The sequence below is a fragment of the Pedobacter sp. ASV1-7 genome, assembly GCF_040203335.1.
Taxonomy (GTDB): domain Bacteria; phylum Bacteroidota; class Bacteroidia; order Sphingobacteriales; family Sphingobacteriaceae; genus Pedobacter.
The window spans coordinates 1,107,508-1,134,367 of sequence record NZ_JBEHBV010000001.1 but is presented as its reverse complement, the minus strand read 5'-3'; the positions used below and the strand labels follow the sequence as shown (position 1 = coordinate 1,134,367).

The following is a 26,860-nucleotide window of genomic DNA, read 5'->3' as shown; positions in this document are numbered from 1 at the left end:
ATAGCAATTAGTTACTTTCTTTTTGCCTGGTTAAATAATAAATAGGAATTCCGATCAGTACAATAATTAACCCTGGCCCTGTAAATTGCGGTTTAAACCAGATTAACAAGAAACAGAAACTAATTCCCAGAATTATATATAAGGCTGGCAACAATGGGTATCCAAAGGCTCTGTATGGGCGTTCAGCATTAGGCAATCTTTTTCTGAGAATAAAAATCCCCCCGATAGTAAGTACATAAAATATCACTACAACAAAAGAGATCATATCTAGTAAGTCACCATATTTACCACTAAGACAAAGAATGGCGGCAACAAGACATTGTGCCCAAAGTGCCCATTCTGGCACACCATGTTTGTTTAATTTGCCTGCATTTTTAAAGAACAGGCCGTCTTTTGCCATAGTATAATATACTCTTGATCCTGCAAGTATAAGCCCGTTATTACAACCAAAAGTTGAAATCATGATCATAACTGCAATCAATCCTGTACCAATGCTCCCGAATATGACTGTTGAAGCTGTAACTGCCACTCTATCCTTTGTAGCATGTGCTATTTCATCCATAGGTAATACGGCAAGATAAACCAGATTGGCACAGACATATATAATGGTCACAATAAGCGTTCCGAGGAAAAGGCTAAGCCCTATATTCCTTTTCGGGTTTTTCATTTCACCTGCAATAAAAGTAACATTATTCCAGGCATCGCTGCTAAAAACAGAGCCAACCAAAGCGGCTGCAATCCCCCCCAGCAAGGCTGTTCCTGCAATTGGTGCAACACTAAATCCACCAGCAACGTTACAGCTATCTACCAATGTGGCCTTAGTGGCCATCCAGGCATTGGTCCAGTTAGCATTCCACACCTCAGGTTTAAACATGACAACCCCTGCTATGATCAATCCGAAAAGTGCAAGTAATTTAGTGGATGTAAAAATATTTTGAATCCATTTTCCACCTTTTACACCACGGGTATTGGAATAGGTAAGTAAGGCTATAATAGCTATAGACATGATTTGAGCAGAACTTATAGAGAAGTAAGTTGGGGCATTGCAATCGTCAAGACCTGTCTGTATCTTAAGTAGCTTATTGTCTTCACTTAAGACAGGAATCAGATAAGCTGCAAATTTGGAAAAAGCAACTCCTACTGCTGCAATGGTACCAGTTTGTATAACTGCAAAAAAACTCCATCCATATAAAAAGGCAATAAGTTTGTTGTATGATTCTTTAAGATAAACATATTGTCCGCCGGCTTTAGGATACATACCACTCATTTCCCCATAACTTATAGCAGCAGTCATAGTCATCAAGCCGGTAATTACCCAAACAGCTATTAACCATCCTGCACTTCCTACATTGCGTACAATATCCGCGCTAACAATAAATATACCTGAGCCGATCATTGATCCTACGACCAGCATTGTACCATCTAAAAGACCCAGCTCCCTCTTAAAAGAGCCATCCTGATTTTCTTTTTCCATTATTTGTTGGTTGGTTTGGTCTAGGTTGATACTATATCCTACTTTCAACAAGTTCAGCCTTTTCTACAGCTAATATATTTAAAAATCAATATCATACGCTATATCAAAATCTTTTTTTATCAATAAAGTCCATTTTAATTTCAAGCAGTTGGTAAATAAAAAACCTCCTGAAATGCAAAAAAATGAATGTTGAATTATATTTTTAAAAAAGGTTGCAATCAATTGATTAAAAATTTGTTAATTACGTTTACACCGTTATTTTTGTTATACACTCCGATTGAGACAAACACAAAATTAAACCACCACTTATCGTAAAAAATTTAACCAAATATAAATTAACCACCTAAAACGAGAAGAATTAAAGTATGGAGTTTCTACAAAACAATTTAATTTATCTGATCCCTTTAATGGGCTTAATTGGCATTCTGGTAATGGCCATTAAAAGTGCATGGATAAATAAGCAGGATGCGGGCGACAAAAACATGCAAGAGCTTGCGGGCTATATTGCAGATGGGGCTATGGCCTTTTTAAAAGCTGAATGGCGGGTATTAAGCATTTTCGTGGTATTTACCGCAGCTTTACTGGCCTACTCAGGAACTATTCATGAAGTAAATGGGATAGCTTTACACTCAAGCTGGATTATTGCCATCGCATTTATTATTGGTGCTGTATTTTCTGCCACAGCAGGATATATCGGAATGAAAGTAGCAACCAAAGCGAATGTCCGTACTACACAAGCAGCAAGAACAAGCTTAAAACAAGCATTAAAAGTTTCTTTTACCGGAGGAACAGTAATGGGCCTTGGTGTTGCTGGCTTAGCCATTTTAGGATTAGGGGGACTATTTATTGTTTTTCTTCAGATATTTAATGTTGTAGATGCCAACAGCACAGAATTGAAAACAGCGATTGAGGTGCTTACCGGATTCTCACTTGGGGCTGAATCTATTGCTCTTTTTGCTCGTGTTGGCGGTGGTATTTATACGAAAGCTGCAGATGTGGGTGCCGATTTAGTTGGTAAGGTTGAAGCTGGCATCCCCGAGGATGATGTGCGTAACCCGGCAACAATTGCCGACAATGTAGGCGATAACGTGGGTGACGTAGCTGGTATGGGTGCCGATTTATTCGGTTCTTATGTGGCGACAATTCTTGCTACTATGGTATTAGGGCAAGAAATAGTATCATTGGATAATTTTGGTGGCATGTCTCCGATTTTACTGCCAATGGTAATTTGCGGACTTGGTATTTTATTTTCTATTGTAGGAACCTGGTTTGTACGCATTAAAGGTGAAGATTCAAATGTTCAAACAGCATTAAATCTTGGAAACTGGGGTTCTATTGTCATCACAGCTATCGCTTCTTATTTTATAGTGATGTGGATGCTACCTGCACAGCTTCATTTACGTGGTGTTGATTTTTCTAATATTGATGTATTTTATGCCATTATTGTTGGTTTAATAGTGGGTACGTTAATGAGTGTGATTACAGAGTATTACACTGCAATGGGTAAAGGGCCTGTTAACTCCATCATTCAGCAATCGGGAACGGGGCATGCAACCAATATTATTGGCGGTTTATCAGTAGGGATGAAATCTACAGTAGCACCTATCCTTGTTTTAGCTGGAGGTATTATTTTCTCTTATGCTTTTGCTGGTTTATATGGTGTAGCGATTGCTGCTGCCGGTATGATGGCTACTACAGCTATGCAACTTGCTATCGATGCTTTCGGACCAATTGCAGATAATGCGGGTGGTATTGCTGAAATGAGTCAGCTTCCTCCTGAAGTACGCGAACGTACAGATAATTTAGATGCCGTAGGAAATACTACTGCCGCTACCGGAAAAGGATTTGCGATTGCTTCTGCTGCATTAACTTCATTAGCTTTATTTGCGGCATTTGTTGGTGTTGCTGGTATTTCGGCAATTGACATTTACAAAGCTCCTGTATTGGCAGGTTTGTTTGTTGGCGCAATGATTCCTTTCATATTTTCTGCATTATGTATTGCCGCAGTAGGTAAAGCAGCAATGGACATGGTTCAGGAAGTTCGCCGCCAGTTCCGTGATATTCCAGGAATTATGGAATATAAAGCAAAACCTGAATACGAAAAATGTGTTGCCATATCTACCAAAGCATCTATCCGTGAAATGATGTTACCTGGCGCAATTGCTTTACTAGTACCAATCATTGTTGGCTTTGGTTTTAAAGGTGTTTTCCCTCATGTAAGCTCTGCTGAAATTCTTGGTGGTTTACTTGCCGGAGTTACGGTATCAGGAGTTTTAATGGGAATATTCCAATCTAACGCAGGTGGTGCATGGGATAATGCAAAAAAATCATTTGAAAAAGGTGTAGAGATTAATGGTGAAATGCACTATAAAAAATCTGATCCGCATAAAGCTTCTGTAACTGGTGATACAGTTGGAGATCCATTTAAAGACACTTCAGGTCCTTCTATGAATATTCTGATCAAACTAATGTCTATCGTTTCATTAGTAATTGCACCATATATTGCCGTTGGCATTTCGTCCGATAAAGCAAAAATTAAAGAACCAATTAAAAAAGTCGTTGTTGCAAGTGTTAAACCTGCAATCATCAAATACCAATAGTTTACAAACAATAAAAGGGATTTCTAAAAAGAATCCCTTTTATTTTTAGATATATTTTATTTAGGTTTGACATTAATATGATAAACATCCTTTATCGCTAACTTACAATAACTAAACCACAATTTATGAATTTTAGAAAGTCAATAGACTTACTCACCAGGGAAGCAGCTGAAAGCGGTGAGGGAACACTAAAAAGAACGCTAGGGCCGGTAAACCTGGTAGCCTTAGGCATTGGAGCCATCATTGGTGCCGGGCTTTTCTCTATTACCGGTTCTGCGGCAGCCAACAATGCTGGTCCTGCTATTACAATCTCATTCGTCATTGCCGCTTTAGGATGCGGTTTTGCAGGATTATGTTATGCTGAGTTCGCATCCATGATTCCAGTAGCAGGTAGTGCCTACACTTATTCGTATGCTACCATGGGCGAATTTATAGCATGGGTTATTGGTTGGGATTTAGTTCTTGAATATGCCTTAGGAGCTGCAACTGTATCTATTAGCTGGAGCAGATATCTGGTCAAATTTTTAGGTTACTATGACCTCCATCTCCCTCCAGAACTCACGATGTCACCTTTTGAACATGTAACAACTTTGGATGGAGCTGTTGTTTATGGTATGGTTAATTTACCTGCCGTATTTATCATTATGCTCATGTCCTTTGTTTTGATCAGAGGAACAAGTGAATCAGCTTTAGTAAACGGTTTAATTGTTGCGATTAAAGTAATTATTGTATTTATCTTTATTTTCCTTGGATGGAAATATATCGACACAACAAACTATACCCCATATTTTATTCCACAGGATGAAGGTGTTCACAATAGCTTCTTCACACATGGCTGGGGCGGTGTAATTCGGGCTGCTGGAATTGTATTCTTTGCTTATATCGGTTTTGATGCCGTTTCTACCGCAGCGCAGGAAGCGAAGAACCCTAAAAAAGACATGCCAATCGGTATCCTGGTTTCGCTGTTTATCTGTACCGTTCTATATATTCTTTTTGCTCATGTAATGACTGGTGTTGCTAATTACAACCTGTTTAAAGGTCAGGATGGTATTGCGCCTGTTGCTGTAGCTATTGACAATATGGGGCTTAAAAATGCAGCCGGAATAGTTCAACCTGCTTATCCTTGGTTAAATAAACTAATCATCCTTGCTATTCTGGGTGGTTATGCTTCTGTAATCCTGGTAATGCTATTGGGACAATCCAGGGTATTCTTCTCGATGAGCAGAGATGGCTTATTACCTAAAGTATTTTCTAAAGTTCATCCTAAATATAGTACTCCAGCAAAAAGCAACTTATTGTTCATGGTATTTGTCAGCCTCTTTGCTGCATTTGTACCTGCAACAGTGGTTGGAGAGATGACCAGTATTGGTACATTACTGGCCTTTATTCTGGTTTGTATTGGTGTAATGATTTTAAGAAAACGCATGCCTGATTTACCAAGAGCATTTAAAGTGCCATTGGTTCCGCTAATCCCAATCTTAGGGGTATTGGTTTGTTTATCTATGATGGTATTTTTACCTCTTGATACCTGGGTACGTTTATTGGTCTGGATGATTATTGGTGTGAATGTGTACTTGTTTTATGGTATGAAAAACAGCCTTTTATCAGATAATAATCAAGCTACATTAGCTAAAAGTACTAAAACCGTTTCTTATATAGGCCTGGCTTTAACAGTACTATTGGTTATAGTAGCCATTATTCACCATCATATTACCGATGGTAAGGATACTAATTTATACTACTTCTCATTGATATTTGCAGCGTTTCACTTTATTCTCTACGCTTATAAAGCCGCAAATTCAGGTAAAGTAACTATTAAAGAGATCAAATAATTAATCGGATCAGGTAAAACTGCTCCAAAATAAAAATGCCCCCAATAAGTGTTTAACTTTTTGGGGGCACTTCATTTAAGGGGCATTTTAGCTAAAACGCAAATCTCAATTCCTCACCCACCAAACCATTCTCTTTCAAGATTGCTTTTATCATATCCGTACAAGGCACCGTCGTCATCACCTTTAACAACTTATCTTCATAAGAAAACAACCAGTTCTTTTTACCGAATAGAAGATTCAAAACTGGTTTAACCCCAATCATTTCAATTCTACTTTGTACTGATGTTTTAAAGATGACCGTATTCATAACTTATATTTTCAATTACATAATAAATATGCAGCTTATATAAACCCCCAAAAACTCATAACTGGCCGGGATACTAAAACACTCGGTAAAACAAGAAAAATAGCCGGTAAAATAAACTTGGCCTTCCTGCTCTGCATCATGCTTAAAGAAAAAATCACCTTCTCTGAAAGGACATAGGAACTTTGCCTTTTTCAGGCAAAGATTCCAGTCCTAGAGGAGAATGGTTATTTTTTCCATTACCTTTGTAAAATAAATCTACGCCCATGGAATTTAATCTCAGTCAAATCCTCTCTACGTCAATGATTCTGTTTGCCATCATTGATATCTTAGGCGCCATCCCTATTGTGATCGAACTAAGAAAAAAGGCTGGTCATATCCAGTCAGAAAAGGCAACAATAGTAGCAACAATTCTGATGATTATCTTTCTCTTTGCAGGCGAGACACTATTAAAAGTTATTGGCTTAGATGTAGCTTCATTTGCAATTGCAGGCTCCATGGTTATCTTTTTCATTGCTATGGAAATGATCCTTGGCTTAACTATTTTTAAAGAAGGTGATGCTCCTGAAACGGTATCCATTGTACCTTTGGCATTTCCACTGATTGCAGGAGCCGGAACTATGACAACCTTATTGTCATTAAAGACTGAGTATGCTACACAAAACATCATTATAGGCATTCTGGTCAACATGATGTTTGTCTATTTCGTTCTCAAAAACACAGAACGTTTAGAGAAATTGTTTGGTAAATCAGGATTGAACGTACTACGTAAAGCTTTCGGGATCATTTTGCTGGCAATTGCCATTAAACTATTCAGAAACAATACGGGCTTATAGACTTAAGCCCCAAATCATACAACATTAAGAAATTATACTGTTTTAATCAGGCGTGCGACAAACATTGTATCTGCTTTATGATTATATCCTTTAATAAGTTCTATCTTTTCAAGTTTTAAAGGAAAATTCTTAAGCAAATAGTCAATTACATCCTCATTTTCTTCCTTAAACACCGAGCAGGTAATATAAACCAGGGGCTTATCAGCTTTAAGATACTTTACAATATTAGCAGCAATTGCCTTTTGTAATTTAGAAAAATAGCTTATTCTGTGTTGTTCAAAATAATATAACATTTCAGGAGTCCTACCCCAGGTTCCGGATCCTGAACAAGGGGCGTCCAGGATAATACCATCAAACTCATAATGATGCAATATCTGATCATTATTTTGCAGTAAGTCCAGCACCTTTTTTTGGTATTTTTTTAATCCTGCAGCTCGGAAACGTTCATCCAGATTATTTAAACTATTTTCCCTTACATCACTAACCAGCAGTTCTACTTTCGGTTCTATATCAAATAGCAACAAAGATTTCCCACCTGAGGCTGCACAGCAGTCCCACCATTGGTCCCATGGCTGGGGTTGGAAGAAAACACCTGTTTGCTGGGAAGAAAGATCCTGCACCTCGTATAAGCTGTCATCCGTCAAGACTTTATCCAATTTAGTTCCATTTGGAACCGCTATAGCATGTGCCCCGATTTTCTCTACAATAATCCCTTCGCTATCCAATTTAGCAGCTATATGGTCTTGTTGTCCCATTGCAGTCCTGATAAATAGATCGGGCTGGGTAAAGAAAGATTCAAAAAATTCCTTTTTAACAATATGCTCTGAAAGAGCTTCATGGAAACTAAATATGTCTGAAAGCTTAAATTTTGGATAAGCCGTTTGGATTAATTTAATCTTTTCCTGAACAGGAAAGTCAATATGATCCTTTAGGTCGGGCAGATAAGCTTCAATAACCAGGCTTGAGCTCTGATTGCAAAGGAAATCAGCAATAGCAAGTCTTAAAATTCTTTCTTCTTCGATTAGTGCCTTTCCAAGCCTAAAAAAGCTGTAGATATAACGTGATGCCCAACGACGATCTGAAGAGCCCATTTGCTTGTTACGCTTAAAATATGCAAACAAAAACCGATGCAATGGCGACTCTCCGTCATAGCTGTTAAAAATGTGATCAAATGCTCTGATCTGGTGTTCTACTTTCATTCAACAATGTTTAGAGCGAAATTCTTATATCGTAATAACATCAAACTCGTATTGATGTACCCAAACTCATGATCGTAAGTAAAATGAAAAGAGTTATGCAGTCCTCTATAGTTTTCTTTAGTCAGATATTTGATATAATCTTCACCATAAGAAGATAGTAACTTTCCAAAATAGTATCCAATATCGAATCCTTTAAAAGCAAATTCTCCAGGTTCAAATGTAAATAAGGCTCTGTATTTTTTTATAAAAGTTACAACCTCAGGCCTGGTATAATCTATTTTATACGAGGCAGAAATCATAGTATTTAAAGCTTGTAACTGATCTGTATTGTAATCTTGTTTAACCCAATCAGGATGCCCAAATAGCGATACGTTTAAGCCTGTTTTCTTTTTTAATTTCATCAGCTTGTCTAACGTAGGTACAACAAACTTTTTATCAGATGAACTAAGCAGGATCACATATTGCTTCCCCTTTACGATCTTAGTCTCCATGGTAAATACAGAAGCATATTCCTGAAAAGGAAAAGGTTTTTTCGAATTGGCAAAATAAGCTCTTAAAGGCTTACCAAACACCTCATCACTAGGTGCTTTCGGATTGATTAACACAATGATTGTATTGGCAGGATTATAAGTTCTAGTGATATAATTCCCAACCTTTTCAGCATGTAAGTTAATGTTATTGACAATCGAAATAAGGTTAGGGTTCGAAAATTCTGATGGCTGGGATGCAGCCAATGGGTTTACCACAGGAATACCTCTGGAGATGGAATAATTAGCTATATACTTGATCCCATCAGGAAATACAGGGCCTACAATCAGGTTACTACCCGCTATTCCATCATTACTGATCAAATCTGCAATTTGTTTATTATTATCCTGTGTATCGTAAACCTTAAGTTTAAAATTCTGACCATTTGCTGCTGCTGAATCTACCCCAAGCTTAAAGCCTTGATAAAAATCAATTGCCATAGCAGCCTTTTCTACTTCAGATTTTGTTGCAGTCTTAAGGTTAATCTCATTTAGTCTGAAAGGAACAAGCAAAGAAATATTAGCCTGCTTGAATTTCTCAGCAGGCTTTTCTTTTTTCTCGACTTGTTTTGGTGATTCCGGCTTCTTGGTTTCAGGCCTTATTTTTGGAGAACAAGCTGAAAATAATAAAGCCGAAAGTATAATGATCCAATATTTATTCCCACTCAATTGTGGCTGGCGGTTTTGAACTAATATCATATACAACTCGGTTAATTCCTTTTACTTTGTTAATTATTTCATTAGAAATTTTAGCGAGTACGTTATATGGTAAATGACACCAATCGGCCGTCATACCATCAACAGATTCAACAGCGCGTAATGCGATAGCATTCTCGTAAGTACGCTCATCCCCCATTACACCTACAGACTGAACAGGAAGGAATATTGCACCAGCCTGCCATACTTTATCGTATAAACCAGCTTCTTTTAGATTATTAATATAAATGGCATCAGCTTCCTGAAGGATGGCTACTTTCTCGGCAGTAACTTCACCAAGAATCCTGATGGCTAAACCTGGTCCGGGGAAAGGGTGACGTCCGATGATAAAATGCTCTAATCCTAATGAAGTACCTACTCTTCTAACCTCGTCTTTAAACAATGTTTTAAGTGGTTCCACAACTTTCAGCTTCATGAAATCCGGTAAACCACCTACATTATGGTGAGATTTAATAGTTGCAGAAGGCCCTTTTACAGAAACAGACTCAATGATATCAGGATAAATTGTTCCCTGTGCTAACCATTTCACATCTTGTACCTGGTGAGCTTCATCATCAAATACTTCTATGAACACTCTTCCTATCGCTTTACGCTTTAACTCAGGATCAGATACGCCGGCAAGCTGACTTAAGAAACGCTCTTTAGCATCTACGCCTTTAATATTTAAACCCAGGTGTTTATATTGTTCTAATACAGCCTCAAACTCATCTTTACGTAACAAGCCATTATCTACAAAAATACAGTGCAGATTTTTACCAATTGCTTTATGTAATAAGATTGCTGCCACACTTGAATCTACTCCACCTGAAAGTGCAAGAACAACCTTGTCATCACCAAGTGTTTCCTTCAATTCAGCGATTGTGGTTTCAACAAATGCATAAGGCGTCCATTCTTGATTACATCCGCAGATGTCTACCAAAAAATTCTCCAATAATTGTTTACCATCAATACTATGTGTTACTTCCGGATGGAACTGAATTGCATAAGTATTGGAGCCTTTGATCTGGAAAGCCGCAACTCTTACATTATCTGTACTGGCAATCAACTCAAAGTTCTCAGGGATGCTCGTAATGGTATCCCCATGTGACATCCAAACCTGAGAATCTACAGATATGCTATTGAAAAGCTTATTTCCCTGGGCTACAAAGTTAAGGTTTGCACGTCCATATTCACGAGTCGATGAGGCTTGTACTTCTCCGCCCATATGTTGCGCAAAATATTGTGCACCATAACATACCGCTAATACAGGGTAGTTACCATGAAATTGTTTTAAATCTATTTGTGGTGCATCTTCCTGGCGTACAGAGTATGGACTACCTGATAAAATGATACCTTTTACATCTGATGTAATCTCAGGGATGTTATTGAAAGGATGAATTTCGCAATAAACGTTTAACTCGCGTACGCGACGTGCAATTAACTGTGTATATTGGGATCCAAAATCGAGAATTATGATTTTTTCTAGCATGGCCAAAGTTAAGAATACTTAATGACTTCCACGCCAAATCTCGTTAAAAAATCGACGCCTTCATCACTCGGCAATCCTTTGTAAGCTGCATAGGAATCTCTGTAATAAACAGTCTTTATCCCCGACGACAAGATTAGACGGGCACAGGCAATGCATGGTGACAATGTGGTATACAATGTTGCCCCTGTTATTTTAGCACCATTCTTCATTCCATAAAGTATTGCATTTTCTTCTGCATGAAGTGCCAATGAACAACTTCCTTTTGAGTCTCTTGCACAACCTGCATCACCCCATTCTTCATCACAATTGTGTGTTCCTGCAGGAGGTCCATTATATCCAATAGAGATAATACGGGTGTCTTTTGTTAAAACAGCTCCGACTTGTGCACGTACGCAATGCGAACGAAATGCCAGATCGCCAGCTAAATTCATAAAAATATTGTTAAAACTTGGTTTTACTGTCATGCTCTTCATTAAACTCATGATACTTTAAAAATACCGCAAGCGTTGTATTTCTATATTTATAATAAAAGGATGGAATTTTATGAAGCTAATTTATGTTTAAAATTGCATATTAGCACAAAATATAACGTTAAGTGAATGTTTGAAGCTATATTACAAGGGATTGGTGCAGGGATTTTATTTTCGTTTTTAACAGGGCCGGTATTCTTTTCAATGATCAAAACAAGCATTGAAAAGGGATTCAAAGCCGGTTTTTCATTGGCTATAGGCGTTATTTTAAGTGACATCATTTTTATTACTTTAACGATATTCAGTACTGAGTATGTAAGTTATAAAACTGAGTATTTTGAATATGTGGGAATTATCGGTGGATTGTTTTTATTTGGCATAGGCTTATATTATTTGTTCCATAAGGTTAAAGTTAATTATGATATCGCAGAGATCGCCAAGGTTAAAAAACGAGGTTATGTGCTTAAGGGTTTTCTAATGTGCCTGCTATCACCCACAACTTTGATGTTTTGGGTCATGGTTGGCGGAATCATTTCTGTACAACTGCATTATAACATGCAGGAAAAGATCGTCTTCTTTGTTATGGCCATGGCAACTCAACTTACTGTTGATGGCTTTAAGACTTATTATGCGGCCAAATTAAGGCATAAAATAAGAGAGAAGACAATAAGGAACCTGAACAGGATTGCAGGAGCAGTGATATTGTTGTTTGCGATCAGATTGTTTATTGATGTGGTTATCAAGTACTATCAGTAAAGGGCAAAAATAAAGGGCAAAATAAACCATTCTATTCGGAGTCTGGCATCTTTTACTGAAAAAAGCAAAAGCGCCTCAAGCCTCCTCATAGAAGGTAGATTTTGCTTCAAGCATGATTCATATAGCATGGATGCGCACAAACGGGATTCATGTAAACAAAAAGCCCCTGTTTCTATCAAATGAAACAGGGGCTTTTTGTTTATATTAGCTGTATTTATTCTTATATCTGATTAGTAAATACTAAATATATGCTCTCTGGTTGTTTCCTTCTTTCCAGTTTACAAAGGCTCTATTCACGACTTTGTTACCACCTGGAGTTGGATAGTTCCCAGAGAAGTACCAATCTCCACTGTTATTAGGACAAGCAACGTGTAAATTATCCAAAGTTTGATAAATCACTTCTACTTCAGCGACAGTTCCTGCCGGAGTAATGATCTTAGCAATTTGAGCTGAGATCTCTTCCTGTTTAAATGGTCTGTAAATATCCTTTACGTGATTTACAATTTCGCCCTTTGGCAACAATAAAGAAGCTTTACATTTCTCGTAGACTTCATCGATGACATTCTCCATTCCTCTTTCCTTCAGCAATTGTATTGCAGCTTCAAAAGCAACGAATTGTCCCATTCTTGACATGTCAATACCATAACAATCCGGATAACGAATCTGAGGTGCAGAAGAAACAATAATGATTTTCTTAGGGTGTAGCCTATCGATAATCTTAATGATACTTTGTTTTAGAGTTGTACCTCTAACAATTGAATCATCTACAGCAACTAAGGTATCTACATGATTCTTAATAACGCCATAGGTTGTATCATAAACGTGAGCTACCATATCACCACGATCAGCATCTTGAGTAATGAATGTACGCAGCTTCACGTCTTTAATGGCCAGTTTCTCAACCCGGGGACGCATAGAAAGCAACTCATCAAGAGCATTGTCATCCAGTACCTCCTTACGATGAAGTAAGGCATCTTTCTGTACCTTTCTAATATAGCTATGTAAACCATCTACCATTCCGTAAAATGATACCTCAGCAGTATTAGGAATAAAAGAGAATACTGTATTCTTCAAGTCACTATTTACCGCTTTAAGTACCTGATCACAAAGCAAAGCACCTAAATGCTTTCTTTCTTTATATATTTCAGCATCACTCCCTCTTGAGAAGTAAATACGCTCAAATGAACAAGCTCTTTTTTCTTCAGGTTCCCTGAATACTTCCTGAGTAACTGTTCCGTCCTTTTTAACGATTAGTGCATGTCCAGGTTCAATTTCTTTAACATTCTTAAACTGTATATTAAATGCTGTTTGTATAGCGGGTCTTTCTGACGCTGCAACTACAATTTCATCGTCAGCATAGTAATATGCAGGACGTATACCTGAAGGGTCACGAAGTACAAAAGCATCACCGTTACCTACAATACCTGAAATGGCATATCCACCATCCCAGTTTTTAGCCGAACGACGTAATATTTTAACGATGTCCAGGTTTTCAGAAATCTTATGTGTGATTTCAACATTATCCAGACCTTCTTTTTTATATGTATCAAATAACTCCTGGTTTTCATCATCCAGAAAGTGACCTATCTTTTCCAGAACTGTAACAGTATCTGCTTTTTCTTTTGGATGCTGACCAAGCTCATACAATTGCTCCAATAATTCATCTACGTTAGTCATATTGAAGTTACCTGCAAGAACAAGATTTCTTGTCATCCAGTTATTCTGACGTAAGAAAGGGTGGCAATTTTCAATACTGTTTTTACCGTGCGTACCATACCTTAAGTGACCTAGTAAAACCTCACCTATAAAACTTACATTTTGTTTCAACCACTCCGCATCCTGCATCAACTCTGGCGTTTCTTCTTGAATATCTACAAATTTACTCTGCACATATCCAAAAATATCAGCCACAGCATTCTGAGCCATAGATCTATACCTGCTGATGTAACGGTGACCGGGTTTAACATCCAGTTTAATTGTGGCAATCCCAGCTCCGTCCTGTCCACGGTTGTGCTGTTTCTCCATCAAAAGATAAAGCTTGTTAAGTCCGTAAAGAGATGTACCGTATTTTTCCTGGTAGTATGAGAGCGGTTTTAAAAGGCGGATAAAGGCAATTCCGCATTCATGTTTGATTGAGTCACTCATTCGTGTTGCTATTTGAGCCGCAAATTTACCGTTAATAATTATCAGAACCTAGAAAGAAATGGAAAGAAAATCTTGATAAGATTAATAGGATAAAATTTAAAAACCAGCTATACAACCTCTTAAGCCTATATTTAAGAGGTTATGAATAATTAAAAAGCTTTTCCTTTTTTATCTTTTAGCAAGTCAACATTATGTAATTTTTACAGTACACCATCTAAAGAGCCATTAAAAGATCATCATTCAGATAAACTTTCAAATCACTTTGAGAATGATGCATGTTCAGAAATAATTTGTTTTCCAAAAAAAATAGATGCACTCGCATCAAATGCCTTAGGATCTCCTGAAGTAAAAAACTGCTGTTGACCTTGCTTTGAAATCTTGTTCTCTATTTCCGGATGGTTCACTAAATATAAGGCCAGACTATCTGCTACAATATCGTCTTGTGCCAGTAAACTTATATGTTCTGGTAACACTTCTTTTATCTTAGGAACTAATAGTGGGTAATGCGTACAGGCTAATACGATACAATCAATATGTTCATCTTTAGCCAGCAACTGATCCACATATTTCTTCACAAAATAGTCAGCACCAGCGCTTCGGTGTTCATCGTTTTCAATCAGAGGAACCCACATCGGACAGCTCTGTTGCGCTACCTTTATACCTGGGAAAAATTTATTGATCTCCATAAGATAGGATTCGGAATTAATGGTACCACGCGTTCCCATTACCCCTATACTTTTGGTATTTGTAAAATCTCCTACTATTTCTGCTGTAGGCCTGATTACACCTAAAACTCTATGGTTTGGATATTTAAATGGCAATATATTTTGCTGTATTGAACGAAGTGCTTTTGCTGAAGCAGTATTGCAAGCAAGAATTACCAATGGGCAACCTTGGGCAAACAACCATTCTACACATTCCAATGTATATTGATAAATCGTTTCAAAAGAATGATCCCCATAAGGTGTACGTGCGTTATCACCGAAGTAAATATAATTGTATTTAGGCAACTTCCTGACGATAGACTTGAAAACGGTTAATCCACCATAGCCAGAATCGAATACTCCTATTGATTGTTGAATGTTCATGTTAAAAAAAACGGGACTGAGTTTTATGACTCAGTCCCGCAATTTAATTATTTCAGCTTGTAAAACCGATTTTCAAAGGTTTGAAGCTTAAATTTATTATTTCTTAGGCGCTGCTGTTGGTGTAGTAGAGATACCTAATTTAGTTTTCACAGCATTTGTGATATCTTCACCACCATCCCAATAAATCAAAGCCTGATTTGCAGTATCGAATACATAAGCAAAACCTTTTTCTTTAGAAACAGCTTTAATGGCATTATCAGCTTTAACTTGAATTGGGTTAAACAACTCAGCATTTTTAGCTTCTAATTCTTGTTGTGCTTTAGTTCTTGCGTCAGTAATACGTTTTTCAAGATCCTGAAGCTCAGCACCCATAGTTTGTAATTCTTTACCTACTACTTCTTTATTAGCCTCACTCATTGTTTTTTCTTTGTCCTGAGCTGCTTTAAGTTTATTTTGATACTCAGTGATCATTTTCTCAATTTCGCCTTGCTTAGTTTTTTGAATAGTCTCTAATGTACCACGTGCAGTTTTAACCTCTGGCATCGCCTCAATGATTACTGCAGAGTTTAAGTGTGCGAGTTTTTGTTGTGCATTTGCAATGTTAGCAGTAAACAATAATCCTGCTGCTAAAAAAAATGCGCTAATTAACTTTCTCATTCTATTTGTCTTAATAATTGTTTCTAATTTATGTTTAATATATCTATTTTATTGCTGAATCAGGCTTATATCCCAACTTTTTAATTACATCGTTACTCACATCATAACCGCTGCTGGCATAAATCATCATTGTTGCCTCACTGCTTTTATCAAAAATAAAATCAAGCATTTTAGCTTTTGCAATTTCGGCTACCGCTTTGGTTACACTTTCCTGAATTGGATTCAGCAATTTTGTCCTGGCTTGAAACAAATCTCCCTCAGGGCCAAAAACCTTGCGCTGAAATTCTTTCGCTTGTTTTTCCTTTTCTATAATTTCGTTCTCTCTTCTTTTACGCATCTCATCTGTCAACAACACCTGATCTGCCTGATAAGCTTTGTACATTTTATCAATTTCAACAAAATTATTGTCTACCTGTTTTTGCCATTGTTGCGACAAAACATTCAACTGATTTAATGACGACTTATAGTCTGGCAAATGTTTCAGGATATACTCTGTATCTACATAAGCAAACTTTTGGGCAAATGCACCAAAGCTTACGAATAGCAAAATGCAAATTATAATATACTTTTTCATATCTGAATGTTTTAATTAATAGAGTTAGTTAAATCCTCCAAGCTGTTGAGCTATACTGAAGTGGAACTGTCCTTTATTTGCATCTGGTGAACCAGGGATTTTATCAAATCCATAACCCCAATCGATGCCTAACAATCCAAATATCGGTAAAAATATCTTCGCTCCAAAACCTGCCGAACGTCTAACATTAAACGGATTAAAGTCCGAAAACTTATCCCATGTGTTACCCCCCTCAGCAAAAGCCACTAAAAACGCTGTTGCCTGCTGACTTGCAATTACCGGATATCTTAACTCCATTACATATTTTGTAAAGATCGGGCTACCTGATTGCTGAGCAATATTAGGATTAGCACCTACCGGAATTACTGAGTTATTTGCATATCCACGCATAGCGATCAACTCAGATCCCTGAAGGAAGTCGAAGCCCTGCATACCATCACCACCCAATTTAAATCTTTCGAATGCTGATTGACCAACTGCACTGTTATATGACCCTAAGAAACCAAACTGTGCCTGTGCTTTCACAACAAACTTACCAGCTAATCTCTGGAACCATTGTGATTCGAATTTCCATTTATGGTACTCAGTGAATTTATAACGTTCCTTATCAGAAGCAGTCTCATAATTCACATTATTCAATAATGAATATGGAGGGGTTGCCTGAATCGTAAATTTAAAGAATGAACCACCTGTAGGGAAGATTGGGGAATCTCTTGAATCCCTGCTCAGTTCCTGAGTTAAGTTAAAGTTATATGAAGTACCAGTGCTGAATAAGAAACCACCATAGTTATTCAGAATATACTGTTGTGCGTTAATAGCGTGTACTAACTGGAAATAGTTATCCGGGAAGTTCAGTCTTCTTCCTAAACTAACAGTAACACCATTTAAGCGAATTTTAGAATATTGGCTGCTTGATGGGTCAATTGTACCATAGTAACTTCTTCCACCGTTAGACTGCAATGAAGTAAATGCACTAATTCCGAAACTGATTGGCTTTTTACCACCCAACCAAGGCTCAGAGAAAGAGAAGCTATATGACTGATAAAACTTACCATTTGTTTGTCCACGTAAACTTAGTTTCTGTCCATCCCCTTTTGGTAAAGGTTTATAAGCACTTAGATTAAACAGGTTTCTTAATGAGAAGTTGTTAAATGTTAAACCCAACGTACCAATGATGTTACCACCACCAAAACCACCCGAAAGCTCAATCTGATCTGAAGGTTTCTCCTCAACATGATATTCGATATCTACCGTACCATCTGCTGGATTTGGCTTAGGAATAGGATTTGTTTTAGACTCATCAAAGTTACCCAGCTGTCCAATCTCACGCACACTACGAATCAAAAGATCTTTAGAGAACTTCTCTCCTGGTTTAGTACGGATATCACGTAAAACAACGCGATCATTTGTAATGGTATTACCAACTACTGTAATACGGTTATTGGTATACTGAGGTCCTTCATAGATTCTCATTTCCATCTCAACTGTATCACCATAAATCCTGGTTTGAACCGGGTCGACATTAAATGTTAAATAACCATCATTCAGATAAATACTAGAAACGTCATCACCATTTGCACTACCTCTTAATTTCTTTTCCAGTTTCTCTTCACTGAATACTTCTCCTTTTTCAATCCCCAAAGCCCTTTGCAAATACTCTGTTGTATATTTTGCATTACCTGCCCAGGTGATATTCCCGAAATAATATTTAGGCCCTTCAAATAAATCTATTTTGATACCAACAGCTTTGTCGCTATACTGATAAATGCTATCTTTCAAAATTACCGCATCACGGTAACCCTTATCATGCATTTTAGCTATCAGCTTTACCTTGTCCTCATCGTATTTTTCTTTATTGAATTTTCCAGAACCAAACACTTTATAAAATGCCTGCTGCTTAGTTTTCTTTAAAAACTTACGCAACTTCTTCGATGAAAAGTCTTTATTTCCAGTGAAAACAATTTCATGAACTTTAACCTTGCGTCCTTTGTCAACAATAACCTCAAGTACTACACTATTCTCCTGACTTGGATCTGGTTTCGTTTTATATTCAACATTGGTAAAAAAATATCCCTTTCCCAATAAGAACTTTTTAACGGTTGCTGTGGTGCTGCTATACAAATTATCATTAATGATTGCCTTACCTGGTTTTTCGCTTAATTTTTCAAGAATGTCTGTCTTTTGTGATTTACTAACCCCTGTAAACTCAAAAGAACCCAAACGAGGGCGTTCAACAACTTCAATATCAAAATATACCGTATCTTCTACAAGCTTAACAATATCTAGTTGAATATCGTCAAACAGCCCCTGTGCCCAAAGATTTTTAATTGCATTAGCAGTGGCTTCGCCAGGGAGTACTACACGTTCACCTGGAATCAACTTTGAAAGGGTGATAATTACATCCTTATCCAGATATTTTGTACCTGTTAATGTAGTACCGCCAATAACATACTCTCTAGGATTGAAATAATCGAGATCTAACCCTTTAACTTTTAAAGTAGGAGTTGCAGGGTTTACCTGAGGACGCGTAATCTGTGCCATTGATGGTAACCCAATCAACAACAATAATATAAGTTGGTATATTCTTTTCATTTACAATCTAAAATCGATGCTAAGTTATTATAAACACATGTTAAAAAGTGTTAAAAGTAAAATTAGTTAAGTTGCTCACTAATTTTACCGAAGCGGCGTTCGCGTTTCTGATAGTCTACGATAGCTTCAAAAAGATCCTCTCTCCTAAAGTCTGGCCAAAGGGTCTCTGTAAAATAAAGTTCTGTATAGGCCATTTGCCACAACAGAAAATTACTGATTCTATGTTCACCGCTTGTTCTGATCATCAATTCCGGATCGGGCATATTTACAGTGTTCAGCTGAGCAGCAAAATGCTCTTCATTAATATCTTCAATACTCATTTTCTGATCTTTTACCTGTTGTGCCAGCTTTTTTGCAGCTTGAGTAATTTCCCACTTTGCACTGTAGCTTAACGCCAGTGTCAAAGTACAACGGGTATTATTTGCAGTTTTATCCATAGCATTTTTCAGATCCTCAATACATTTCTGAGGTAAAGATGATATATCTCCAATGGCATTAAGCCGGATATTATTTTTAGTAAGGGTTTCAGTTTCCTGATTAATGGTTGAAATCAGCAATTCCATTAAGGCATTTACCTCATCAACAGGCCTGTTCCAGTTTTCTGTTGAAAAAGTATAAACCGTAAGATATCTGATACCTATATCAACACAACCTTCAACTATATCTTTTACGGATAAAACTCCGCTTTCGTGGCCAAATACCCTAAATTTACCTTGATTTTTAGCCCATCTGCCATTCCCATCCATGATGATCGCAATATGCTCCGGCAAGCGTGTAGTATCTATTTGTTCTTTAAATCCCATTTATTTCCGCAAATATGCTTAAAATGTATAACATTTTTGGGACACAAAGGTATAAGATATGCCAATACCTACAAACATATATGTATCTCTTTTTCTAAAATCGCCTCTTTGAACACCTGGAGTACCATATTGACTATATGAGGGGTCAGAAAGAAATTTACGATCAGCCCAATTGGCATCTTGTTTCCAAAGGTTAGGATCAGGATATCTGTCACTTACATCGTCGAGATAATCTGTGTAAGCCGTCCGATAACCGATCTGTGAAAACAGTCCCCAATTCTCTTTTAACCTTAGCTTTACCCCCACACCATAAGGGATAGTCAAGGCAAAATTTCGATAAGCCTGGCTCTGTCCTTCGGTATTGTAAAACCTCAGATTATACTCAGCATCATCACCCTGTCCGTCTTTATATACTCCCTTCGGATTAAAAAAAACAGTCCCTATTCCTGTAAAAATATATGGTGTAAATTTTCTGGTGCCACCTCCTGCAAAATAATTCAGGAAATTAAAGTCGACCTGCAAGCTCACTTCATTTAAAGGGGTTTTAAAATTGATATTCCGATCTCTGAACTGGCTGTTGTCTGATTCTGCATCATTCGCTTTTATTTTCCCGTAGGTATAATGAAGACCTACAGCCCAATATGGGTCAATATTTAATTTAGCATACCCACCTAATGATAAACCGCTTATTTTTAAAAGCTTATCCTGATTGAGATCACCAATATAGCCGGCACCGCCGCCTCCTATTCCAAGCTCAAGAGTCTGCGCGCAAACCGTTGAAACTCCAGATATAAAAGTGACTAACCAAAGGAAATGCCGTATATATTGCATGTTAATAATTACGGGTATCTATACCCCAAAGTAGTTTATTCCTTAACGTTGTGAGGTACCCTTCATTGTTCAACCTGATTAAATTCACGTGAAATTTAGCTTTATTAAGCGTAACCTTTACCGATCGGTCTACTGTTTCTGTTCTTGAATCACAGGATACCAAGAACTTAGCACTTCTAGCCTCTACTTCAAAAGTCAAGGATACATCATCGGGCACTATTAATGGTCTTACATTTAAATTATGAGGCGCAATTGGTGTAATGACAAAGTTCTGAGAACTTGGATAAATAATCGGACCTCCACAACTTAAGGAATATGCAGTAGAACCTGTTGGAGTTGCTATAATTAAGCCATCAGCCCAATAAGAATTTACAAACTCCTCATTCATATAGGCATGAATGATCATCATGGCAGAATTATCTCTACGATGAATAGTAATGTCATTCAATGCAAAATTCTCTTCCCCAAACAGTCCGTATGTGGATTCTAAACTTAAAAGAGTTCGTTTATCAAGTGAATATTCTTTATTCTTTAAAGCTTCAATAGCCTTTGTGATTTCATTTTTGTTTATACTAGCAAGGAAACCCAGCCTACCGAAGTTAATTCCGATCACAGGAATTCCCGAATCTCTAACTAAAGATAAGGTATCTAGCAACGTTCCATCACCACCCAGACTAATCAACACATCTGTCTGACCGATCAGTTCAGCATGTTGCGTAAAAGCCGTTAAATGTGTTGGGAGTTTAATTTTATCTTTTATAAAATCCAGGTATTTTTGATAAACAAGTATGGGGGTTTTATATTGATCAAGGACATTAAAAACTTCCTGAACATAAGGCAATACACTATTATTGAATTCCCTACCGTAAATTGCAATCCTCATTTAATGTTTAGTTTTTATCAGTAGATAATTATTTATTTAGATATTCAGATAGTTCATAAATGAATTGAATCTATCTTCCGTTCCATCGTCTGTCTTAGTACTATTAAATACAGCCTGCACCTGGTAATTATACCTCTCAAAAGAAGAGATAATACCTGAAAGTTCCGTTTTATTAATTTTCAATGTTACTTCCAGTTTTGTTGAATCTGGAAATGACTGTACATAGGAAGAGAGGATTTGAGCATTATCAGCCTCAACGATTTGCGCCATATGGGCAAGAGAATTATTTCTGTTACTGATTTCAAGAACAATAATACCTCCAGGTTCTTTCACAGCAAAAATATCGGCCGTATAGCTTAATATGGTATTTATGGAGATTAATCCGATATAGTTTTTCTTATAATCGAGTACTGGCACTACAGACAGATTTAACAGATTAAATAACCTGATCACATCATAAATGTGTGCATCATCGTATACAAAAGGATTTAAAAGAGTCAATGATAGATCTCCTATTGGAGTACCCATTTCCTTAACTTCTATTAACTCATCTTCAGCAAGCAGACCAAGAAACTGACTTTCATTTACTATAGGTAAATGAGAAATTTTGAACTCAGTCATCCTCTCCATCGACTTCTGAACGGTGTCAGATGTTCTTAATGGAGGAATTGAATTAGATATGAGTTCTGCTGCTAGCATTATTTATTTAAGTAAAATCCTATTTAAAAATTTATCTAGATAATCATTAAAAATCTCAGGACGCTCCATCATCGGTGCATGTCCACATTTATCAACCCAATTTAGCTCTGAGTTTGGCAAAAGTTCGTGAAACTCTTCAGCAACTTCCGGCGGTGTAACTTTATCCTGTTGTCCCCATATTAAAGAAACCGGGATTGTAATCCTGGAAAGATCTTTAGACATATTATGTCTGATCGCCGACTTTGCCAGCGCAAGTATCCTTATCACTCTTGAACGTTCATTTACTGTTTTATAAACTTCATCTACCAATGATTTAGTAGCGGTTGAAGGGTCATAAAAAGTAAACTCTACTTTTTCACGGATATACTCATAACTTTCTCTTTTAGGGAAAGATCCTCCAAAAGCATTTTCATACAATCCAGAACTACCTGTAAGCACTAGAGCCTTCACCATTTCCTGGTGTGCCAATGTAAATACCAATCCAACATGCCCCCCCAGTGAGTTTCCGACTAAAACTGCCTGACTCAGCTTTTTATGTTTTAAAAATTTATTAACGTATTTAGATAAACTCCTTACCCCAAGTGTGAGGATAGGTAGTTCATAAATTGGTAAAATTGGCACAAGTATGTGATACCTGTCTTTAAAATGATCGATTACAGGCTCCCAATTGCTCAATTCACCCATTAATCCATGAAGTAATACCAGGGTTTCACCTTTTCCGGCTTCAATATATTTAAACCCGCCTTCGTCTATTACTTCGTATGTCATATATATATTTTGTGTAATTATTATTGCTACTAAGTTAGTAGAGTAAAATTAATTTAATGTAATTTAATATATTAATTTAAGGAAACACTTGAATTTCTGCAATTTATGTTAGCATATTTTATGCCAAGTGCTTCTTAACAAATTCAGCAATTAATTTACCATCTGCTTTACCTGCCAGCTCCTTGTTTGCCATCCCCATTACTTTGCCCATATCCTTTACCGATGAAGCACCTGAATCCTTAATCAGTTTTATAATAATGGCTTCAATTTCTGCTATATCAAGCTGTTTAGGAAGGAAAGTACTGATTACTGCAATTTCTTCGTCTTCGATTACACTAAGATCTTCTCTCCCCTGCTGTTTATAAATATCCGCAGATTCTTTTCTTTGCTTTATTAATTTTTGCAACAATTTCAGCTCAGTCTCTTCGGTAATTTCTTCCGAAGATCCCTTTTCTGTTTTTGCCAATAACAATGCAGCTTTAATAGCCCTAAGACCTCTTAACCTAGCCTGATCTTTAGCCAGCATTGCCTGTTTTATTTCTTGATCTATTGTATTTGATATCATTGTTTTCTATTTATTTTCTATCTATTATAGTACCTGTCGCTTGCGCAGTCGGCATAATCAGCATATCATTAATATTAACATGTGCAGGCCTGCTTACTACAAACCAAATCGCCTCTGCAATATCTTCTGCTATTAATGGTTCTACACCATCATACACCTTTTTAGCTCTCCCCTCATCTCCTTTAAAACGAACTTTAGAGAACTCCGTTTCAACCATTCCAGGATGTATTGCAGTCACTTTTATACCGTGAGTAAGCAAATCTATACGCATACTTCTACTTAAGGCTTCTACAGCATGTTTAGTAGCGCAATATACATTTCCATTAGGGTAGACTTCTTTTCCCGCAATAGAGCCTATATTAATGATATGACCGGTTTTTTCTGAAACCATCCAGTTCGATACAATTTTAGTCGAATAAAGTAACCCTTTAATATTGGTATCAATCATAGTATCCCAATCACCAATTTCGCCCTTATGAATAGGATCCAGTCCCTGGCTCAGTCCTGCATTATTGATTAACACATTAACTTTCTTCCATTGTGCAGGAAGGGTTTCCAAAGCATAAGAAAGGTTTTCGAAATCTCTTACATCAGCAACTATGCTCTTCACCTCAACTGAATACTTATCAGCCAGGTGTCTTGCATTTTCTTTTAGTAATTCCTCTCTTCGTGCTACAAGTATTAGATTATATCCTTGTGCTGCAAACAAATGTGCACATGCCGCTCCTATGCCTGAAGTTGCTCCTGTAATTAGTACCGTTTTCATGTGGTATATATTTTTGCATTATCATCCCCACTTACCTCTTCGAGGCATCTCTGACAAGCAAATCTATAATTTTTTAATCAGAATCTATTGTTTTTTAACACCAACACCTTACTCAAAAAATAAACTGAAGGTAACATGACGTAGCATTAACTTATCGATGGGTTTCGAATATGGACTAGGGTCATTCTTCAAAATGTCGTTCAGTGCATAGGACAATTTTATTTCGGGAGACATTTTAAAGTACTCAAAATAAAGATCAAAACCGACTCCGGCTTCATAAGACAGGAAGTTCTTTTTGTTCTTTAGAAATTTCTCCATCGCACCAAAAGAAGCATCATTGGTTCTCTTTTTTGATCCAATGTCTATTGAATATTTTGCACCTCCGATAATATAGGCCCTAAAGTTATTTCTTCTGTCAGATTTTAATTTGATACCTAAAGGAAACTCAACCATTGTCGACTGCACTTTCTTTTCAATGATGGCTTCCTCCCCCTCAAATTCATAATAAGCCAGGCGGTCATTAAAAACAAGTGTCGGTGTAAGTCTTACATCTGCATTCTCTCCCAAACGCTGGTTTACGACAAAGCCAATTCCAAATCCCGGAGAGGGTTTGGAAGAAAGAGACCTTAGTCGTTTACCTGTAAAAGGTATACCTTCTTCATCAACAGATTGAAAAGGCTCCTGCCAGTCGCTCTTTTTTAAAAACTTAAATTCTGAAGACACATATTGAAAGGTAAAACCAAAATGCAGATTATCATCATCTACCCCACCACCCCAATTCTGGGCATTTGCAGTTTGCATAGCTGTAAAACATACAAACAGGAAATAAAAAATTTTTCTGCTCAGCATTTATTTTCAATTAAACCTTCCTTGTCCTTTTAATCAGCTTATTTTATCCCTGTGTAAATGGCACAAATACCAAAAGTAAGGCGAATATCTTTACTCTTTTTAAAACCTACCTTATCCATAAGCTTGATAAAATCCTCTCCATCAGGGAAAGCAGCAACAGATTCAGGTAAATAAGTATAAGCACTTTTATCTTTAGAGAACATTCTGCCAAAGAAAGGAAGCACCTTGTTAGAATAAAAGTTATAACCTTGTTTAACAGGAAATGTCCTTGGTTTAGAGAATTCTAAAATAACAATTTTTCCTTCAGGCTTTAATACACGATACATATCTGCCAGTCCCTTTTCTAGATTCTGATAATTTCTTACTCCAAATGCTACGGTAATAGCATCAAAATGATCATCAGAAAATTGCAAACCTTCAGAATCACCCATCTGCACAGAAAAAATATGCTGTAAATTACGCTCATTGATTTTTTTTCTTGCTACATCAAGCATCCCTTCGGAAATATCTACTCCAATAATTTTTTCGGGCTTTAATATATTAATGGCTTCAAAAGCAAAATCTCCAGTACCTGTTGCGACATCCAACATAACCCTGGGTTTTATAGATTTAAGTTCTTTAATTGCCTTTTTTCTCCATAAAACGTCAATACCTAAAGAAAGAAAATGATTTAAAAAATCATAAGTTCCAGATATATTATTGAACATTGTAGCCACCTGTTCTTTCTTGGTAGCATTTTGAGATTGGTAGGGTGTAATGTTTTCGTTCATAGTAAGCCGCAAAGATAAGTATTGTTGAAAACTAATTTTCTACCTTTGTCAAATGATTATAAAATCAGCAACATTTATTTGTAGTAATACAAAGGTTTCGGCACTACCTACTGCAAACATGCCCGAATATGCATTTATCGGACGTTCAAATGTAGGAAAATCCTCATTGATCAATATGCTGGTAAACCAGCATGGTCTTGCTAAGACATCGCAAAAGCCAGGTAAAACCCAACTTATTAATCACTTTTTGATTAATGAGAAATGGTATATTGTAGATTTACCTGGATATGGTTATGCGAAAGTTTCAAAAACCAGCAGAGAAAGCTGGGAGAAATTCATCCGTAATTACATCACAAAACGCGAGAGCCTGCAATGTGTATTTGTATTGATTGACAGTAGATTAGAACCACAAAAGATTGACATTGAGTTTTGCTGCTGGATGGGAGAAATTCAAGTTCCTTTCGCATTAATTTTCACAAAAGCAGATAAACAATCTGCTGTTAAGACAGATAAGAATGTGGCTCTTTTCAAAAAAGAACTATCAGGGTGGTTTGAAGAGATTCCACCATATTTTGTAACCTCAGCAGAAAAAGGTCAGGGTAAGGATAAAGTACTTGAATTTATCGAAGAGGTAAACAAGGATTTTGTTATGCCTGATTTATCATCATCTCCAGGTTTTTAATTAAT

The 26,860-nt window shown here is 36.9% G+C and carries 25 protein-coding genes; 5 read left to right on the top strand and 20 right to left on the bottom strand.

The window, feature by feature from the left end; all coding sequences use genetic code 11:
• Window positions 1–7: 7 nt before the first annotated feature.
• Window positions 8–1,474, bottom strand: a complete 1,467-nt coding sequence (locus ABDJ41_RS04895; RefSeq protein ID WP_349784639.1) for an APC family permease — start codon at window positions 1,472–1,474, stop codon at window positions 8–10.
• Window positions 1,475–1,839: 365 nt separating this feature from the next.
• On the opposite strand from ABDJ41_RS04895, the gene ABDJ41_RS04890 reads away from it, so the two are divergent.
• A complete protein-coding gene (locus ABDJ41_RS04890) occupies window positions 1,840–4,074 on the top strand; it encodes a sodium-translocating pyrophosphatase (RefSeq protein ID WP_349784638.1) in 2,235 nt (744 codons plus the stop codon).
• 125 nt (window positions 4,075–4,199) lie between these two features.
• Window positions 4,200–5,906 carry an amino acid permease gene (locus ABDJ41_RS04885; protein ID WP_349784637.1) on the top strand — a complete coding sequence of 569 codons (1,707 nt, stop codon included), beginning with the start codon at window positions 4,200–4,202 and terminating at the stop codon, window positions 5,904–5,906.
• A 91-nt stretch (window positions 5,907–5,997) separates the two neighbouring features.
• Here ABDJ41_RS04885 and ABDJ41_RS04880 read toward each other — a convergent pair whose 3' ends face one another.
• On the bottom strand, window positions 5,998–6,213 hold the full coding sequence (locus tag ABDJ41_RS04880) for a hypothetical protein (protein WP_349784635.1): 216 nt from the start codon (window positions 6,211–6,213) through the stop codon (window positions 5,998–6,000).
• Window positions 6,214–6,476: 263 nt separating this feature from the next.
• Between ABDJ41_RS04880 and ABDJ41_RS04875 the strand changes: the two genes are divergently transcribed.
• On the top strand, window positions 6,477–7,046 hold the full coding sequence (locus tag ABDJ41_RS04875) for a MarC family protein (protein ID WP_349784634.1): 570 nt from the start codon (window positions 6,477–6,479) through the stop codon (window positions 7,044–7,046).
• Between the two features lie 32 nt (window positions 7,047–7,078).
• Here the strand turns inward: ABDJ41_RS04875 and ABDJ41_RS04870 are convergent, their stop codons facing one another.
• Genes ABDJ41_RS04870 through ABDJ41_RS04855 form a run of 4 tightly spaced genes read right to left on the bottom strand, consistent with a single transcriptional unit; the run spans window position 7,079 to window position 11,388 of the window.
• Window positions 7,079–8,245, bottom strand: coding sequence for an RsmB/NOP family class I SAM-dependent RNA methyltransferase (locus tag ABDJ41_RS04870; RefSeq protein ID WP_349784633.1), 1,167 nt, complete (start codon window positions 8,243–8,245; stop codon window positions 7,079–7,081).
• The gene (locus tag ABDJ41_RS04865) at window positions 8,242–9,471 is read right to left on the bottom strand and encodes an ABC transporter substrate-binding protein (protein WP_349784632.1); all 1,230 of its coding nucleotides are present in this window, start codon (window positions 9,469–9,471) and stop codon (window positions 8,242–8,244) included. Before ABDJ41_RS04865 ends, ABDJ41_RS04870 begins: the two co-directional genes overlap by 4 nt.
• Window positions 9,428–10,957 carry a glutamine-hydrolyzing GMP synthase gene (gene guaA, locus ABDJ41_RS04860; protein WP_349784631.1) on the bottom strand — a complete coding sequence of 510 codons (1,530 nt, stop codon included), beginning with the start codon at window positions 10,955–10,957 and terminating at the stop codon, window positions 9,428–9,430. The genes ABDJ41_RS04865 and guaA overlap by 44 nt, the downstream gene beginning before the upstream one ends.
• 8 nt (window positions 10,958–10,965) lie before the next feature.
• Window positions 10,966–11,388 carry a deoxycytidylate deaminase gene (locus ABDJ41_RS04855; protein WP_349784630.1) on the bottom strand — a complete coding sequence of 141 codons (423 nt, stop codon included), beginning with the start codon at window positions 11,386–11,388 and terminating at the stop codon, window positions 10,966–10,968.
• A 168-nt stretch (window positions 11,389–11,556) separates the two neighbouring features.
• On the opposite strand from ABDJ41_RS04855, the gene ABDJ41_RS04850 reads away from it, so the two are divergent.
• Window positions 11,557–12,183, top strand: a complete 627-nt coding sequence (locus ABDJ41_RS04850; protein WP_349784629.1) for a LysE family translocator — start codon at window positions 11,557–11,559, stop codon at window positions 12,181–12,183.
• A gap of 240 nt (window positions 12,184–12,423) precedes the next feature.
• Here ABDJ41_RS04850 and ABDJ41_RS04845 read toward each other — a convergent pair whose 3' ends face one another.
• The 14 genes from ABDJ41_RS04845 to ubiE form a co-directional block, all read right to left on the bottom strand.
• Complete coding sequence (locus ABDJ41_RS04845) at window positions 12,424–14,328, bottom strand: amidophosphoribosyltransferase (RefSeq protein WP_349784628.1); 1,905 nt, start codon at window positions 14,326–14,328, stop codon at window positions 12,424–12,426.
• A gap of 257 nt (window positions 14,329–14,585) precedes the next feature.
• Window positions 14,586–15,416, bottom strand: a complete 831-nt coding sequence (murI, locus tag ABDJ41_RS04840; protein ID WP_349784627.1) for a glutamate racemase — start codon at window positions 15,414–15,416, stop codon at window positions 14,586–14,588.
• Between the two features lie 96 nt (window positions 15,417–15,512).
• Window positions 15,513–16,073, bottom strand: a complete 561-nt coding sequence (locus ABDJ41_RS04835; protein ID WP_349784626.1) for an OmpH/Skp family outer membrane protein — start codon at window positions 16,071–16,073, stop codon at window positions 15,513–15,515.
• A gap of 43 nt (window positions 16,074–16,116) precedes the next feature.
• The gene (locus ABDJ41_RS04830; protein ID WP_349784625.1) at window positions 16,117–16,647 is read right to left on the bottom strand and encodes an OmpH/Skp family outer membrane protein; all 531 of its coding nucleotides are present in this window, start codon (window positions 16,645–16,647) and stop codon (window positions 16,117–16,119) included.
• A gap of 24 nt (window positions 16,648–16,671) precedes the next feature.
• The gene (locus tag ABDJ41_RS04825; protein WP_349784624.1) at window positions 16,672–19,239 is read right to left on the bottom strand and encodes a BamA/OMP85 family outer membrane protein; all 2,568 of its coding nucleotides are present in this window, start codon (window positions 19,237–19,239) and stop codon (window positions 16,672–16,674) included.
• Window positions 19,240–19,301: 62 nt separating this feature from the next.
• Window positions 19,302–20,042, bottom strand: coding sequence for an undecaprenyl pyrophosphate synthase (gene uppS / locus ABDJ41_RS04820; protein WP_349784623.1), 741 nt, complete (start codon window positions 20,040–20,042; stop codon window positions 19,302–19,304).
• 18 nt (window positions 20,043–20,060) lie between these two features.
• Window positions 20,061–20,873, bottom strand: coding sequence for a type IX secretion system protein PorG (gene porG, locus ABDJ41_RS04815; RefSeq protein WP_349784622.1), 813 nt, complete (start codon window positions 20,871–20,873; stop codon window positions 20,061–20,063).
• A gap of 1 nt (window position 20,874) precedes the next feature.
• Window positions 20,875–21,756 (bottom strand): NAD kinase, encoded by an 882-nt coding sequence (locus tag ABDJ41_RS04810; RefSeq protein ID WP_349784621.1) that lies wholly within the window; start codon window positions 21,754–21,756, stop codon window positions 20,875–20,877.
• A gap of 36 nt (window positions 21,757–21,792) precedes the next feature.
• Window positions 21,793–22,455, bottom strand: coding sequence for a CBS domain-containing protein (locus tag ABDJ41_RS04805; RefSeq protein ID WP_349784620.1), 663 nt, complete (start codon window positions 22,453–22,455; stop codon window positions 21,793–21,795).
• Window positions 22,456–22,458: 3 nt separating this feature from the next.
• A complete protein-coding gene (locus tag ABDJ41_RS04800; protein ID WP_349784619.1) occupies window positions 22,459–23,223 on the bottom strand; it encodes an alpha/beta fold hydrolase in 765 nt (254 codons plus the stop codon).
• Window positions 23,224–23,341: 118 nt separating this feature from the next.
• Window positions 23,342–23,788 carry a GatB/YqeY domain-containing protein gene (locus ABDJ41_RS04795; RefSeq protein WP_349784618.1) on the bottom strand — a complete coding sequence of 149 codons (447 nt, stop codon included), beginning with the start codon at window positions 23,786–23,788 and terminating at the stop codon, window positions 23,342–23,344.
• Window positions 23,789–23,798: 10 nt separating this feature from the next.
• Complete coding sequence (locus tag ABDJ41_RS04790; RefSeq protein WP_349784617.1) at window positions 23,799–24,554, bottom strand: SDR family NAD(P)-dependent oxidoreductase; 756 nt, start codon at window positions 24,552–24,554, stop codon at window positions 23,799–23,801.
• Window positions 24,555–24,662: 108 nt separating this feature from the next.
• Window positions 24,663–25,403: a type IX secretion/gliding motility protein PorT/SprT gene (gene porT, locus ABDJ41_RS04785; protein WP_349784616.1), complete on the bottom strand. Its 741-nt coding sequence runs from the start codon at window positions 25,401–25,403 to the stop codon at window positions 24,663–24,665.
• A gap of 38 nt (window positions 25,404–25,441) precedes the next feature.
• Window positions 25,442–26,173 (bottom strand): bifunctional demethylmenaquinone methyltransferase/2-methoxy-6-polyprenyl-1,4-benzoquinol methylase UbiE, encoded by a 732-nt coding sequence (gene ubiE / locus ABDJ41_RS04780; protein ID WP_349784615.1) that lies wholly within the window; start codon window positions 26,171–26,173, stop codon window positions 25,442–25,444.
• 52 nt (window positions 26,174–26,225) lie between these two features.
• On the opposite strand from ubiE, the gene yihA reads away from it, so the two are divergent.
• On the top strand, window positions 26,226–26,855 hold the full coding sequence (gene yihA, locus ABDJ41_RS04775) for a ribosome biogenesis GTP-binding protein YihA/YsxC (protein WP_349784613.1): 630 nt from the start codon (window positions 26,226–26,228) through the stop codon (window positions 26,853–26,855).
• Window positions 26,856–26,860: the final 5 nt, after the last annotated feature.

Excerpts from the sequence above, each read along its gene's own strand:
- ABDJ41_RS04895 (WP_349784639.1), bottom strand. The coding sequence starts at position 1,474 with ATGGAAAAAGAAAATCAGGATGGCTCTTTTAAGAGGGAGCTGGGTCTT.
- ABDJ41_RS04890 (WP_349784638.1), top strand. The coding sequence starts at position 1,840 with ATGGAGTTTCTACAAAACAATTTAATTTATCTGATCCCTTTAATGGGC.
- ABDJ41_RS04885 (WP_349784637.1), top strand. The coding sequence starts at position 4,200 with ATGAATTTTAGAAAGTCAATAGACTTACTCACCAGGGAAGCAGCTGAA.
- ABDJ41_RS04880 (WP_349784635.1), bottom strand. The coding sequence starts at position 6,213 with ATGAATACGGTCATCTTTAAAACATCAGTACAAAGTAGAATTGAAATG.
- ABDJ41_RS04875 (WP_349784634.1), top strand. The coding sequence starts at position 6,477 with ATGGAATTTAATCTCAGTCAAATCCTCTCTACGTCAATGATTCTGTTT.
- ABDJ41_RS04870 (WP_349784633.1), bottom strand. The coding sequence starts at position 8,245 with ATGAAAGTAGAACACCAGATCAGAGCATTTGATCACATTTTTAACAGC.
- ABDJ41_RS04865 (WP_349784632.1), bottom strand. The coding sequence starts at position 9,471 with ATGATATTAGTTCAAAACCGCCAGCCACAATTGAGTGGGAATAAATAT.
- guaA (WP_349784631.1), bottom strand. The coding sequence starts at position 10,957 with ATGCTAGAAAAAATCATAATTCTCGATTTTGGATCCCAATATACACAG.
- ABDJ41_RS04855 (WP_349784630.1), bottom strand. The coding sequence starts at position 11,388 with ATGAATTTAGCTGGCGATCTGGCATTTCGTTCGCATTGCGTACGTGCA.
- ABDJ41_RS04850 (WP_349784629.1), top strand. The coding sequence starts at position 11,557 with ATGTTTGAAGCTATATTACAAGGGATTGGTGCAGGGATTTTATTTTCG.
- ABDJ41_RS04845 (WP_349784628.1), bottom strand. The coding sequence starts at position 14,328 with ATGAGTGACTCAATCAAACATGAATGCGGAATTGCCTTTATCCGCCTT.
- murI (WP_349784627.1), bottom strand. The coding sequence starts at position 15,416 with ATGAACATTCAACAATCAATAGGAGTATTCGATTCTGGCTATGGTGGA.
- ABDJ41_RS04835 (WP_349784626.1), bottom strand. The coding sequence starts at position 16,073 with ATGAGAAAGTTAATTAGCGCATTTTTTTTAGCAGCAGGATTATTGTTT.
- ABDJ41_RS04830 (WP_349784625.1), bottom strand. The coding sequence starts at position 16,647 with ATGAAAAAGTATATTATAATTTGCATTTTGCTATTCGTAAGCTTTGGT.
- ABDJ41_RS04825 (WP_349784624.1), bottom strand. The coding sequence starts at position 19,239 with ATGAAAAGAATATACCAACTTATATTATTGTTGTTGATTGGGTTACCA.
- uppS (WP_349784623.1), bottom strand. The coding sequence starts at position 20,042 with ATGGGATTTAAAGAACAAATAGATACTACACGCTTGCCGGAGCATATT.
- porG (WP_349784622.1), bottom strand. The coding sequence starts at position 20,873 with ATGCAATATATACGGCATTTCCTTTGGTTAGTCACTTTTATATCTGGA.
- ABDJ41_RS04810 (WP_349784621.1), bottom strand. The coding sequence starts at position 21,756 with ATGAGGATTGCAATTTACGGTAGGGAATTCAATAATAGTGTATTGCCT.
- ABDJ41_RS04805 (WP_349784620.1), bottom strand. The coding sequence starts at position 22,455 with ATGCTAGCAGCAGAACTCATATCTAATTCAATTCCTCCATTAAGAACA.
- ABDJ41_RS04800 (WP_349784619.1), bottom strand. The coding sequence starts at position 23,223 with ATGACATACGAAGTAATAGACGAAGGCGGGTTTAAATATATTGAAGCC.
- ABDJ41_RS04795 (WP_349784618.1), bottom strand. The coding sequence starts at position 23,788 with ATGATATCAAATACAATAGATCAAGAAATAAAACAGGCAATGCTGGCT.
- ABDJ41_RS04790 (WP_349784617.1), bottom strand. The coding sequence starts at position 24,554 with ATGAAAACGGTACTAATTACAGGAGCAACTTCAGGCATAGGAGCGGCA.
- porT (WP_349784616.1), bottom strand. The coding sequence starts at position 25,403 with ATGCTGAGCAGAAAAATTTTTTATTTCCTGTTTGTATGTTTTACAGCT.
- ubiE (WP_349784615.1), bottom strand. The coding sequence starts at position 26,173 with ATGAACGAAAACATTACACCCTACCAATCTCAAAATGCTACCAAGAAA.
- yihA (WP_349784613.1), top strand. The coding sequence starts at position 26,226 with ATGATTATAAAATCAGCAACATTTATTTGTAGTAATACAAAGGTTTCG.